Raw genomic sequence first — 12,059 nt, 5'->3', positions numbered from 1 at the left:
CCAGGACGTGTTCTCACATGTTCAGACCCGACCCCACCGACCTGCCCTTAGTCCTCCCCAGCGCGCGCCGCATCTACGTCGCCACCATCCCCGGCGGCCTGCCCGGCGCCGCCGACATCTACATCCGCGCCACCGGCTGACCCGCCGACCGGGGTCCGGGTTCCGCCGTCCGCGCGGCCCGTCCGTCATCGCTCGCCGCCCGCCGAATACGCCTGCGCCCCGCCGGGACGGCGGGGCGCAGGCGTTCAGGGAGATGCCGGCCTTGGGGAGGAGCCCGGTCAGCGGGCGGTGGCCGGTTCGGGCTGGGGGGTGGGCGCGGTGGCCGGTGCCGATGCCGGGGCGGGGGCGGGGGTGCGGCGGCCGGGGGCCTGGCCGACGAGCATGGCGGCGAGGGCGAGGAGAAGGCCGAGGAGCTGCCAGGGGGTGAGGGTCTGGCCGAGGACGACGAGGCCGCCGAGGGTGGCGACGACCGGGTTGATCAGGCCGAGGAAGGAGGCCGGGCCGGCGCCGAGGTGCTCGATGCCGCGGAACCAGAGGAAGTAGCCGAGCGCGGTGCCGAACAGGCCGAGGTAGGCGAAGCCGGCCAGGTTGGCGGCGCTCAGGGCGGGCGGCGCGCCCTCGACCACGGCGGCGAGCGGCACGAGGAAGACCGAGCCGGCCAGGAGCTGCCAGGCGGTGAGGTCGAGCAGGGTGGCGCCCTCGGGGCGGCCCCAGCGGCGGGTGAGGACGGTGCCCATGGCCATCAGGGAGATCCCGGCGACCATCGAGGCGATGCCGACGCCGTCCAGCCGGGCCCCGCTCTTGAGCACCAGCAGGGCCACTCCGCCGACCCCGACCAGTCCCGCGATCACCGCCCGCCGTCCGGGCCGCACCCGCAGCACGCCGATCGAGAACCCGGCGACGAGCAGCGGTTGGATCGCCCCGATGGTGGCGGCGACGCCGCCGGGCAGGCGGTACGCGCCGACGAACATCAGCGGGAAGAACAGCCCGATGTTGAGCATCCCGAGTGCGGCCGCGCGCCCCCACCAGCGCCCCTTGGGAAGTCGGCGGCCGATCAGTAGCAGGAGCAGTCCGGCCGGGAGGGCGCGCAGGGCGGCGAGCAGCAGCGGGCGGCCCTCGGGCAGCAGCTGGGTGGTGACGAGGTAGGTGGTGCCCCACGCGGCCGGGGCGAGTGCGGCGGTGACGGCGATCCCCGCGCGCTTGCGGTCCATGACGGCCATGACGTCCCCCTGAACGTTGATTATCTGAACGTTGAGATACTTTCTACGCCTGGAATCGGAGAACGTCAAGTATGTGAATGTTAAGATATCTGCGTTGGACGAAAGGCTTCGGACAGGCGGCTCCGGGAGGGCGGCGGACATGCAGCAGCGCGACACCGTGGACGACATCGTCGAGCAGTGGGCCCGGGCCCGCCCCGACCTGGACGCCGGGCCCATGGCCCTGATCGGCCGGCTGCGACGGCTCAACGTCCGGGTCGACAACGCCCTGCGCGAGTACTTCACCGCCTGCGGCCTGGACTCCTCCGAGTTCGACGTGCTGGCCACCCTGCGCCGCTCCGGCGAGCCGTACGAGCTCAACGCCCGCGCACTGCTCAAGTCCGCGATGGTCACCTCCGGCGCCATCACCAACCGGGTCGACCGGCTGTCCGCCAAGGGCCTGGTCGAGCGCAACCCGTGCCCGGGCGACCGCCGCGCCGTCCTGGTCCGCCTCACCCCGGCCGGCAAGGAGCTGATCGACGGCGCCCTGGCCGGCCACGTCGGCAACGAGGAGCGCATCCTCTCGGCCCTCGACGCGGACGAGCGCACCCGGCTCGACGCCCTGCTGCGCAAGCTGCTCATCGCGCACGGGGACACCGAGCCGCTCCTCTGAACCGGGGCCGGGCACGCCGGGCCGCGTGTCCGGCGGTGTCCCGGCCGCGTTGTCCTCTGCGGAAGCCCAGCGGAGGAGAGGCCCCGATGAACGAGAAGACGCCCAGGGACATCGCCGTCGACGACCAGCTGCGGGCCGCCGGCGCGGAGGGCGCCCGGTGGCTCACCGCCTCCGGGTGGGGACCGCCCGTCCGGGTGCCGTTGCAGCACGCGGCGAAGTGGCAGCAGGAGACCCGGGCCCGGATGCTGGCGGCCCAGCAGGACGAGTCCTGCACCTGGTGCGACCACCTGCTGTACGGCGGCCCCCAGCCCGTCGTCGTGCACGCGGAACACCCGACCCACCTGATCTGCCGCGCCTGCTCGGTCGCCGCCCGCCCCCGCCGCGTCTGCCTGGACTGCGGGGAGCCGGCCTCCTCCGAGTCCCCGGCCGACGGGCGCGAGGACGTCTTCATGGGCGCGGTGGCGATCTACACCCGGCTGCGCTGTGTCACCTGCCACCGGTCCGACCCGCTGGACGGCACCTTCGGCAAGCTCGCCTGACGGCCGCCCGGACCGTCCGCGCCCGGCCCCGCGCCCGGTCGCCCCCGGCCGCGGCTCCGAGAGTCGCGGCGGACGTGCTCGGAGGACGTGCTCGGCGGAGGGCGGGTCCCCTTACGCCGCCCCGCCCGGGGTCGGCGGCCGCCAGTTGTACGTCCGGGCCGCGCGGCTCAGCAGGGCGCGGGCGGGGAGGAGACCGGCGAGGGTGAGGGCGGTGGTGCGCAGGAAGGTGGCGGCGGGGGAGCGGAGGGCGACGAGGTCGCCGATGCGGCGGGAGCCGGCGACGACGGCGGTGGTGCGGGGGAGCCGGGCGGCGGTGTAGGCGGGCAGGGCAGCGGCGGGGTCGGTGCCGGGGGTGAGCAGGGAGGCCAGGACGAGGGCGTCCTCGATGGCCTGGCAGGCGCCCTGGCCCTGGAAGGGGCACATCGCGTGGGCGGCGTCGCCGAGAAGGGCGACCCGGCCGTGGTGGTGGGCGGGTAGCGGGTCGGCGAGGTCCAGGACGTCGTGGCGCAGGACTCGCTCGGGCTCGGCCAGGGCGAACAGTTGCGGTACGGGGGCGCACCAGTCGCCGTACCGGCGCAGGAGTTCGGCCCGCTCGTCCCCGTCGGCGGCCCGTTCGCCGGCCGGGGCGAGGGCGGCGCCGTACACGTAGACCCGGCCGTCGGCGAGCGGGACGATCCCGGTGAGCTTCCCGCGGCCCCACACCTCGCCGGCGGCGGCCGGGAGGCGGCCGGGGGTGACGATGGTGCGCCAGGTGGTGAATCCGCTGTAGCGGGGGCCGGGGTGCCGGGGGAAGAGCAGGCTCCGGGTCGCGGAGTGGATGCCGTCGGCGGCGACGACCAGGTCGGCCGTCTCCTCCCCGTCGGCGGTGCGGACGACGGCGGGCCCGGTCGCGCTGCCGGGGGTGACGAGGGTGGCGGGCGAGCCGGTGCGGACGGTGCCCTCCGGGAGCGCGTCGACCAGGGCGGTGATGACGTCGGCGCGGGCGACGGCGGCGATGGTGTCGCCGAAGCGGGCCTCGAAGGCGGACGTGCTGGTGCGGACGAGCCAGCGGCCGGAGGGGTGGCGCAGGCCGACGGCGGGGTGCGGGGTGGCGAGGGCGCGCAGGTGCCCGCCGATGCCGAGCCGGTCGAGGCAGCGCAGGGCGTTGGGGGCCAGGGCGAGTCCGGCGCCGACGGGTTCGAGGGAGTCGGCGCGCTCGTGGGCGCGGACGGGGACGCCCTGTCGGTGGAGGGCGAGGGCGGCGGCGAGGCCACCGATGCCGCCGCCGATGACGATCGCCTGGTGCAGGCCCATGACGGGGCTCCTCTTCTCGCGCGCTCTGGCCACTACAGATGTAGTGTCCAGCGCTCGAAACGGTACTACACATGTAGTGAGCCGTAAACTACGGCTGTAGTGAGTTGGGGGAGCCTCTCCGGAAAGGCCATGATCGGACCCATGACACCCCCGCGCCCGACCCTGATCGCCGACGCCGCCATCGATCTGATCGCCGACGCCGGCCTGCGCGGGCTCACCCACCGCGCCGTGGACGACGCGTCCGGCCTGCCCGCCGGCTCGACCTCCAACCTCGCCCGGACCAGGTCCGCCCTGCTGGAGCTCGTGCTCACCCGGATCGTCGAGCGGGAGACCGCCGACTACCCGGTCCTCGTCGAGGGCGAGCTGCCGGCGGCCGCCGTCCCGCCGCGCGAGCTGCTGGCCGAGGTCGGCGCCGAGGTGCTCTTCCAGGCGCTCACGGGCGGCCGCCGGATCACCCTGGCCCGCCTGGAGCTCGCCCTGGAGGCCACCCGCAGGCCCGAACTGCGCTCTCTCTACGACCGTTTGGGCGCGCGCTTCGCCCAGCGCGCCGCCGAGCTGCTCGCCGCCTCCGGTTCGAGCGACCCGACGGGGGACTCCCGCCGGTTGATCCGCTGGTGCGACGGCGTGCTGTTCAACGCGACGGCCGGCAGCGGGCACTGGCACGTGCCGATGCCCGAGGAGCTGCGCGAGGAGATCGACCGCTACCTCGCCGTGCTGCTCGACCGGTAGGCCCGGGATACCGCGGCGCTGGCGGCGGTCCGGAGCAGCGCCCGGCGGGCCCCCCGGGTCCGGCGCCCCGGGCGACGGGGTGCGGTCCCGGACCACGGGGTGCGGCCGGGCACGACGGGGCGCGGCCGCGTACGACAGGGTCCGGCCGGTGGCGGCTCAACCGCCGGACGCCACCCGCCCGGCGACGAGCCGGGCGCAGTCGTCCACCGAGGCCCGCGAGGTGTCGACGACCAGGTCGTAGGCGACGCCCTGGTGCACCGCCGAGGCCTGCGCGGCGGCCATCCCGGCCACCCGGTCGCCGCGCGCGGCCTCTCGCGCCGCGGCCACCGCAGGATCGCAGTGCACCCCGACCCAGAGCACGTCGAGACCCTCCAGCGCCGCCCGCCACCGGGCCTGCGAAGCGGCGCCGCCGAGGAACACCTCGTCCACCACGATCCGCGCCCCGGCCCGGGCCATCGCCGCCACCCCGAGCGTCCAGGCGGCGTCCAGCGCGGCGAAGACCGGGCCGACCTCGACCGTCCCGTTCCCGCCCTCCAGTCCGCCGATCCCCTCGCCGCCGTCGCGCAACGACGCCGGCAGCGCGTCGACCATGGTGTCCGTGCCGAGGTGCAGCCACGGGTCCGGCAGCAGTTCCTGCAGGCGCCGGGCGATGCTCGACTTGCCGGAGCTGGACCCGCCGTTGAGAACGATCACATGCATGGGCGGAGCCTATGGCCGCACACCCCACGGCGTCGCCGCGTTATCCGGGGGCGCCCCAGGGGACGGGACGAGCCGTGGACTGCGCGACTCCGGCGGCTCCCGCCGTGAAGCCCGTTCCCGCCGCGAAGCCCGCCCCGGTCGCGAAGTTCGCCGCCGCGGCCGTGAAGGAGGACGCCAGCGCCGGTGCGCCCGCCCAGTGCAGGTGCAGGTAGGAGGCGTGCACGTTGCCGCCCGCGAAGCCCTCGGTGCGGGGGCCGGTGGGAAGGCGCCAGCCCCAGGCCGGGAGTTCGCCCGCTCCGGGTTCGCAGACCGTGCGGTGGAACTCGTGGCCGCGCAGCCTGGTGCCGGCCGGGCCCAGCGGCGAGTCGTGCAGGGCGACCGCCTCCCGGTAGCCGAGGGTGAGCCGCTCGGTCATCCGGGCGTCGGTGGCCAGCACGCCGCACATCGGCAGGCCGTCCAACTCCCGCCCCAGGTAGAGCAGTCCGGCGCACTCGGCGGCGATCGGCCCGCCCGCGGCGGCGAACCTGGCGATGGCGGCGCGAAGTTCGGCGTTGCCGCTCAACTCGCGTACGTACAGCTCCGGGAAGCCGCCGCCGATCACCAGGCCGGCCGTGCCCTCGGGCAGCGACGAGGCGTGCAGCGGGTCGAACGGGACCACCTCCGCGCCCGCCGCGCCGAGCAGTTCGGCGTTCTCGGCGTACGAGAAGGAGAAGGCCGCGCCGCCCGCCACCGCGATCCGCGGCCGGCCGGCCACCGGGGTGACCTCGGCCGACGGGTCCCACGGTTCGGCGTCCAGGTCCGGCGCCGTCCGGGCGAGTTCGAGCAGGGCGTCCAGGTCGACCGAGGAGGCCACCAGTTCACCCATGTCGGCGACCGCCCGCAGGGCCTCCGCCGAGCGCTCCACCGCCGGGATCAGCCCGAGGTGGCGGGACGGCGTGGCGACCGCCGCGGAGCGGCGCAGCGCGCCCAGCACCGGCACGCCGGAGCCCTCCTCCAGGGCCTCGCGCAGGAGCTGCTCGTGCCGGTCGGAGGCGACCCGGTTGAGGATCACCCCGGCGAGCCGCACCTGCGGGTCCCAGGAGGCGAAGCCGTGCACCAGCGCGGCCACCGAGCGGGACTGCGAGGAGCCGTCCACCACCAGCACCACCGGCGCCCGCAGCAGCTTGGAGACGTGCGCGGTGGAGGCCAGCTCCCCGCGCCCGGAGGCCCCGTCGAACAGGCCCATGACCCCCTCGACCACCGCGACGTCCGCCCCCGCCGCGCCGTGCAGGAACAGCGGTGCGATCCGCTCCGGCCCGCACAGGAAGGCGTCCAGGTTGCGGCCCGGGCGCCCGGCGGCGAGTGCGTGGTAGCCCGGGTCGATGTAGTCGGGGCCGACCTTGTGCGGCGACACCGCCAGCCCGCGCGCGGCGAGCGCCGCGATCAGGCCGGTGGCGACGGTGGTCTTGCCGGCGCCCGAGGAGGGCGCGGCGACGACGAGGCGGGGGACGGTGCTCAACGGCCTACCACTCGATACCGCGCTGGCCCTTGCGGCCGGCGTCCATGGGGTGCTTGACCTTGGTCATCTCGGTGACCAGGTCGGCGAATCCGGTCAGCGCCTCGGGCGCGTACCGGCCGGTGATGACGACGTGCTGACTGCCCGGACGGTCCTTGAGCACGGCCACCACCTCGTCCGGGTCGACCCACCCCCAGTGCATCGGGTAGGTGAACTCGTCCAGCACGTAGAAGCGGTAGGTCTCGGCCGCGAGGTCCCGCTTGACCTGCTCCCAGCCCTCCTTGGCCGCCTCCTCGCTGGACATCTCCTGCTCGGCGGAGCGCTGGATCCAGGACCAGCCGGAGCCCATCTTGTGCCAGTCGACGGTGCCGCCCTCGCCGGAGGCGCCGAGCACGCGCAGCGCGTTCTCCTCGCCGACCTTCCACTTGGCGGACTTCACGAACTGGAACACCCCGACCGGCCAGCCCTGGTTCCAGGCCCGCAGCGCCATGCCGAACGCGGCCGTGGACTTGCCCTTGCCGGGGCCGGTGTGCACGGCGGTGATCGGCAGTGTGCGGCGCTGACGGGTCGTCAGGCCGTCGTCGGGGACGCTCTCGGGGACACCCTTGGGCATGTCGGCTCAGGCCGCCTTTCGCATCGCGGTGGTTGCACGGTTCGCAGAACGGTTGTCGGACCGGCTCTCGCGGACGAGCGAGGCCACGCCCTCGGCGCGCAGCTCGTCCAGGCCGACGGCGGTGCCGCCGAGCAGCCCGGCCAGGGTGCGGGCCAGGCCCAGGCGGACCGGGCCGGACTCGCAGTCCAGCACCACGCTCGCCGTGCCCTGCGCCGCGAACAGCGCGGCCGCGCGGTGCGAGCGGGCGAGCGCGTCCCGCCCGCCGGTGGCCCGGCCGTCGGTCACCACGACCAGCAGCGGGCGCCGGCTCGGGTCGCGCAGCCGCTCCACCCGCAGCACCTCGTGCGCGCGGAGCAGGCCGGCGGCCAGCGGGGTCCGCCCGCCGGTGGGCAGCGACTCCAGTCGGGCCGCGCCGACCTCCACCGAGGAGGTGGGCGGCAGCGCCAGCTCGGCACCCGCGCCCCGGAAGGTGATCATGCCGATCTTGTCGCGGCGCTGATAGGCGTCCATCAGCAGCGACAGCACCGCGCCCTTGACGGTGGTCATCCGCTGCCGGGCGGCCATCGACCCGGAGGCGTCCACCACGAACAGCACCAGGTTGGACTCCCGCCCCTGGCGCACCTGTTCGCGGAAGTCGTCCTTGTGCACCACCAGCGCCCGCCCGCTGCGCCCGCGCGCAGCCTGGTGCGGCGCGGCGGCCTGGAGGGTCGCGGTCAGGTGCAGCCGGCCGAGCGCGCCCTGCGGGCGGCGGGCGCGGATGGTGTGCCCGCCGGTGGTCTCGGCGGGGGAGCGGCGGCCCTGGGCGCCGTGTCCGGTGCCCTTGACGGTGAACAGCTGGGTCCGGTACGGGTCCCCGGCCGCAACCGGCGCCGACTCCCGTGCGGGGGAGGGGTGTTGGGCGGGTACGGGCTGCTGCGCGGGCTCCTCGGGGCCCTCGGGGGAGGGGGCCTCGGGGGCCGACGGCTCGGGGGCGGACCCCTCGGGGCCGCCGTCGGACGGCTCGGGCGCGCCGCCGCCGTCGGGGCCGCCCCCGTCCGGGCCGCCCTCCGGCCCGTCGCCGTCGCCCTCAGGGCCGTCGCCGTCCGGGCCGGACCCGTCGCCCTCGGGCTCCGGCTCCTCCTGCTGCGCGTGCTCCTCCAGCGTCCGGTCCAGCTGATCCTCGTCCAGCCCCGGCGCGTCGAAGGGGTTGCGGCGGCGCCGGTGCGGCAGCGCCAGCTGCGCCGCCTTGCGGACGTCCTCCTCCTGCACCTCGGTGCGCCCGTCCCAGGCCGCCAGTGCGACGGCCGTGCGGGCCATCACGATGTCAGCGCGCAGCCCGTCCACCTCGAACGCGGCGCACACGGCGGTGATCTGACGCAGTGCCACATCGGTCAGCTCGACCTTGGGCAGCAACTCCCGTGCGGCGACGATGCGTTCGGCGAGAGCCCGCTCATCCTCGGCGAACCGCTCGGCGAAGCCGGCCGGGTCCGCGTCGTAGGCGAGCCGGCGGCGGACCACCTCGGCGCGCTCGGCCGGATCCCGGGTGGCGGCGATCTCGACGGTCAGGCCGAACCGGTCGAGCAGCTGCGGCCGCAGCTCGCCCTCCTCCGGGTTCATCGTGCCCACCAGCAGGAACCGGGCCGCGTGGCGCACCGACACGCCCTCGCGCTCGACGTAGGAGCGGCCCATCGCGGCGGCGTCCAGCAGCAGGTCCACCACGTGGTCCTGGAGCAGGTTCACCTCGTCGATGTAGAGCACGCCGCGGTGCGCCCTGGCGAGCAGCCCGGGCTCGTACGCCTTGACGCCCTCGGCCAGCGCCCGCTCCAGGTCGAGCGAGCCGACGATCCGGTCCTCGGCCACGCCGACCGGCAACTCGACCAGCTGGGCCGGCCGTTCGGAAGCGGGCGGGGAGACGTGCGGCCCGTCCGGGCACTGCGGGTCGGGCGCGGCCGGGTCGCAGGCGAAGCGGCAGTCGTCCACGGTGGCGATGGACGGCAGCAGGCCGGCCAGCGCGCGCACCATGGTCGACTTCGCGGTGCCCTTCTCACCGCGCACCAGCACGCCGCCCACGGCCGGGGAGACCGCGTTCAGCAGCAGCCCGAGCCGCAGGTCGGCCATGCCGACGATCGCGGTGAACGGATAGCGGACGTCACTCATGCCGTACCCCACTCCTGTCGTGCCCGGTTCCGCGGCACCGTCCGGTCCTGTGATCCTGCCCGGCTCGGTGAACCTGCCCGGTTTCGTGATCCTGCCTGGTCCCGTGATCCTGCCCGGCTCTGCTGCCGTACCCGGCACTGCCGCCGTACCCGGCTCATGCGTCACTCCCAGGGGCCCCGGGCGGGACGAACGGCAGCGATCCGGCCGCCGGCACCCCGCCCTCGATCAGCTTCCACAGCGCGTCGGTGTCGGCGTGCTCCTCGATCAGGTCGCCCAGCCGGTCCAGCCGGGCCTCGCGCGCCGCGGCGAAGGAGGTGTCCGGGGCCGGGACGAACGCCCGGCCCGACAACGCGGCGACCTCGCGCAGGAGTTCGCGGCGGAACCCGTCGTTCTCCAGCGCGCCGTGCCAGGTCGTGCCCCAGACCGGGCCCACCCGGCAGCCGTCCAGACTCCGCCCCCGGCCGTCGGAGACGAACGTGTCCCCGCCCTCGACGGTGACCACCCCGTGGTGGATCTCGTAGCCCTCCACCCGCTGCCCGTACGCCTCGCCGACCGGCCGCGCCAGCACCTTCTCGGCGCCGAACCGCACCTGCGTCGGCAGCAGGCCGAGGCCCTCGACGGCCCCCGCCTTCGACTCGACCTCGTCCACGATCGAGCGCGCCAGCATCTGGTAGCCGCCGCAGACCCCGAGGACCGGCAGCCCGGCCGCCGCCCGCGCCCGCAGCGCCGGCTCCAGACCGCGCTCGCGCAGCCAGGCGAGGTCCGCGACGGTGGCCCGGGTGCCGGGCAGCACCACCAGGTCGGCGTCGGCCAGCTCCTCCGGGCGGGTCGCCCAGCGCACCAGCACGCCCGGCTCCTGCGCGAGCGCGTCCATGTCGGTGAAGTTGGACAGCCGCGGGAAGCGCACCACGGCCACCCGCAGCACGTCCGCGCCGTACGGCCCGGGCCCGTCCGCCCGGTCCACCACCGTCGACAGGTCCAGCGAGTCCTCGGCGTCCAGCCAGAGCCCGGGCAGCATCGGCAGCGTGCCCAGCACCGGACGGCCGGTCAGCCCGTGCAGCATCTCCAGCCCGGGCGCGAGCAGCCGCGCGTCACCGCGGAACTTGTTGACGAACCAGCCGGCCACGTGCCGCTGGTCCTCCGCCGACAGCAGCGCCAGCGTCCCGTACATCGCCGCGAAGACCCCGCCGCGGTCGATGTCCCCGACCACCACCACCGGCAGGGCGGCGGCCGTCGCCAGGCCCATGTTGGCGATGTCGCGGTCGCGCAGGTTGATCTCGGCGGGCGAGCCCGCGCCCTCGCAGACCACCACGTCGTAGCGGCCGCGCAGGTCCGCCAGGCACTCCAGGGCACGCTCCAGCAGGACGGGCTTGCGCTCGCGGTAGTCCAGCGCGCCCACCTCCGCCACCGGCCTGCCGAGCAGCACCACCTGGCTGCGGCCGTCCGCGCCCGGCTTGAGCAGCACCGGGTTCATCGCCGCCTCCGGCTCCACCCGGGCGGCCTGCGCCTGCATCGCCTGGGCACGGCCGATCTCGGCGCCGTCGGCGGTGACGAAGGAGTTGAGCGACATGTTCTGCGCCTTGAACGGCGCGACCCGCACGCCCTGGCGGACGAGCCAACGGCAGATCCCGGCCGTCACCACGCTCTTGCCCGCGTCCGAGGTCGTCCCCGCGACCAGCAGCGCCTTGCTCATGCCCGTCCCTTCTTCCTCAGCAGCATCCGCAGCAGGACGTGCCCCGCGACCGTCGTACCCAGCGCCAGTGCGCCCACCCGCCGGGAGAGCGCACAGGCGCGCTCGATGTCGTCCACCGTCACCGGCCGCAGCTCCGCACCCAGCACGGGCCGGTGCTCCACCCTCTCGCCGTACCGCAGCGCCCCGCCCAGCCGTACGCCCACCGCGCCGGCGAACGCCGCCTCGGCCTGGCCCGCGTTCGGGCTCGGGTGCGCGGAGCCGTCGCGCCGCCAGACCCGCCAGGCCGTACGGGGCTCGGGCGCGGCGGCCACCGTCAGCAGCGCCGTCAGCCGGGCGCCCGGCCAGCCCGCCAGGTCGTCCAGCCGGGCCGAGGCCCAGCCGAACCGGGCGTAGCGCGGCGAGCGGTGACCCACCATCGCGTCCAGGGTGTTCACGGCGCGGAAGGCCAGCAGGCCGGGCGTGCCGGCCAGGGCGCCCCAGGTCAGCGCGTTCACCACGGCGTCGGCGGTGTTCTCGGCCACCGACTCGACCACCGCCCGGGCGATCTGCTGCCCGTCCAGCGCGCTCGGGTCCCGCCCGCACAGGTGCGGCAGCCGCTCCCGGGCCGCCGCGAGGTCGCCCGCGGACAGCGAGCGGCCGATGGTGCGCGCCTCCCGGGTCAGCGAGGTGCCGCCGAGCACCGTCCAGGTCGCGGCCGCCGCCAGCACCGCCCGGCCCAGCGGACGCCGGCCCACCGTACGGTCCAGGGCGAGCGCGCCCGCCGCCACCGCGCCCACGCACAGCGCCGTGTACCCGGCCCCCGCGCCGCGGTCGTCGCGCCACAGCCGACGCTCCAGCCGGGTCGCGGCGCCGCCGAAGACGGCCACCGGATGGCCCCGGCGGGGGTCGGCGAAGCGGGCGTCGGCGACATGGCCCGCGACGGCGCCGAGCGCGAACGCGGCGGCGCGGGCCAGCGGGCGCGGCGAGGAGGAGGGCCCGAGCGGGGTCATCGGG

General features: G+C 75.9%; 11 protein-coding genes. 3 read left to right on the top strand and 8 right to left on the bottom strand.

From position 1 onward, the window contains the following. Positions 1–278: 278 nt before the first annotated feature. Positions 279–1,220, bottom strand: coding sequence for an EamA family transporter (locus tag ACFWJ4_RS19155; protein ID WP_380545378.1), 942 nt, complete (start codon positions 1,218–1,220; stop codon positions 279–281). Between the two features lie 139 nt (positions 1,221–1,359). Between ACFWJ4_RS19155 and ACFWJ4_RS19150 the strand changes: the two genes are divergently transcribed. Together ACFWJ4_RS19150 and ACFWJ4_RS19145 are read left to right on the top strand one after the other, a co-directional pair. Continuing rightward, a complete protein-coding gene (locus ACFWJ4_RS19150) occupies positions 1,360–1,869 on the top strand; it encodes a MarR family winged helix-turn-helix transcriptional regulator (RefSeq protein ID WP_380545376.1) in 510 nt (169 codons plus the stop codon). Between the two features lie 86 nt (positions 1,870–1,955). Continuing rightward, on the top strand, positions 1,956–2,408 hold the full coding sequence (locus ACFWJ4_RS19145) for a hypothetical protein (RefSeq protein ID WP_380545374.1): 453 nt from the start codon (positions 1,956–1,958) through the stop codon (positions 2,406–2,408). A gap of 111 nt (positions 2,409–2,519) precedes the next feature. Here ACFWJ4_RS19145 and ACFWJ4_RS19140 read toward each other — a convergent pair whose 3' ends face one another. Next, on the bottom strand, positions 2,520–3,701 hold the full coding sequence (locus tag ACFWJ4_RS19140; protein WP_380545372.1) for an FAD-dependent monooxygenase: 1,182 nt from the start codon (positions 3,699–3,701) through the stop codon (positions 2,520–2,522). Positions 3,702–3,842: 141 nt separating this feature from the next. On the opposite strand from ACFWJ4_RS19140, the gene ACFWJ4_RS19135 reads away from it, so the two are divergent. Further along, the gene (locus ACFWJ4_RS19135; RefSeq protein WP_380545370.1) at positions 3,843–4,430 is read left to right on the top strand and encodes a TetR/AcrR family transcriptional regulator; all 588 of its coding nucleotides are present in this window, start codon (positions 3,843–3,845) and stop codon (positions 4,428–4,430) included. Between the two features lie 156 nt (positions 4,431–4,586). Here the strand turns inward: ACFWJ4_RS19135 and cpt are convergent, their stop codons facing one another. The 6 genes from cpt to ACFWJ4_RS19105 form a co-directional block, all read right to left on the bottom strand. Next, positions 4,587–5,129, bottom strand: coding sequence for a chloramphenicol phosphotransferase CPT (gene cpt, locus ACFWJ4_RS19130; RefSeq protein WP_380545368.1), 543 nt, complete (start codon positions 5,127–5,129; stop codon positions 4,587–4,589). A gap of 40 nt (positions 5,130–5,169) precedes the next feature. Then, positions 5,170–6,627 (bottom strand): cobyrinate a,c-diamide synthase, encoded by a 1,458-nt coding sequence (locus ACFWJ4_RS19125; protein ID WP_380545366.1) that lies wholly within the window; start codon positions 6,625–6,627, stop codon positions 5,170–5,172. 4 nt (positions 6,628–6,631) lie between these two features. Then, positions 6,632–7,237 carry a cob(I)yrinic acid a,c-diamide adenosyltransferase gene (gene cobO / locus ACFWJ4_RS19120; RefSeq protein WP_049655361.1) on the bottom strand — a complete coding sequence of 202 codons (606 nt, stop codon included), beginning with the start codon at positions 7,235–7,237 and terminating at the stop codon, positions 6,632–6,634. Positions 7,238–7,243: 6 nt separating this feature from the next. After that, complete coding sequence (locus ACFWJ4_RS19115; protein ID WP_380545364.1) at positions 7,244–9,373, bottom strand: putative cobaltochelatase; 2,130 nt, start codon at positions 9,371–9,373, stop codon at positions 7,244–7,246. Positions 9,374–9,527: 154 nt separating this feature from the next. Further along, a complete protein-coding gene (locus ACFWJ4_RS19110; RefSeq protein WP_380545362.1) occupies positions 9,528–11,066 on the bottom strand; it encodes a cobyric acid synthase in 1,539 nt (512 codons plus the stop codon). Beyond that, entirely contained in the window at positions 11,063–12,055 is a 993-nt protein-coding gene (locus tag ACFWJ4_RS19105; RefSeq protein WP_380545360.1) for a cobalamin biosynthesis protein, read from the bottom strand. Before ACFWJ4_RS19105 ends, ACFWJ4_RS19110 begins: the two co-directional genes overlap by 4 nt. Between the last annotated feature and the right edge of the window lie 4 nt (positions 12,056–12,059).

Source organism: Kitasatospora sp. NPDC127067, assembly GCF_042724755.1.
Lineage (GTDB): Bacteria > Actinomycetota > Actinomycetes > Streptomycetales > Streptomycetaceae > Kitasatospora > Kitasatospora lactacystinica.
This window is presented reverse-complemented; position numbering and strand designations above follow the sequence as displayed.

Coding starts and splice junctions, on each gene's coding strand:
- ACFWJ4_RS19155 (WP_380545378.1), bottom strand. CDS start 1,220: ATGGCCGTCATGGACCGCAAGCGCGCGGGGATCGCCGTCACCGCCGCA.
- ACFWJ4_RS19150 (WP_380545376.1), top strand. CDS start 1,360: ATGCAGCAGCGCGACACCGTGGACGACATCGTCGAGCAGTGGGCCCGG.
- ACFWJ4_RS19145 (WP_380545374.1), top strand. CDS start 1,956: ATGAACGAGAAGACGCCCAGGGACATCGCCGTCGACGACCAGCTGCGG.
- ACFWJ4_RS19140 (WP_380545372.1), bottom strand. CDS start 3,701: ATGGGCCTGCACCAGGCGATCGTCATCGGCGGCGGCATCGGTGGCCTC.
- ACFWJ4_RS19135 (WP_380545370.1), top strand. CDS start 3,843: ATGACACCCCCGCGCCCGACCCTGATCGCCGACGCCGCCATCGATCTG.
- cpt (WP_380545368.1), bottom strand. CDS start 5,129: ATGCATGTGATCGTTCTCAACGGCGGGTCCAGCTCCGGCAAGTCGAGC.
- cobO (WP_049655361.1), bottom strand. CDS start 7,237: ATGCCCAAGGGTGTCCCCGAGAGCGTCCCCGACGACGGCCTGACGACC.
- ACFWJ4_RS19115 (WP_380545364.1), bottom strand. CDS start 9,373: ATGAGTGACGTCCGCTATCCGTTCACCGCGATCGTCGGCATGGCCGAC.
- ACFWJ4_RS19110 (WP_380545362.1), bottom strand. CDS start 11,066: ATGAGCAAGGCGCTGCTGGTCGCGGGGACGACCTCGGACGCGGGCAAG.
- ACFWJ4_RS19105 (WP_380545360.1), bottom strand. CDS start 12,055: ATGACCCCGCTCGGGCCCTCCTCCTCGCCGCGCCCGCTGGCCCGCGCC.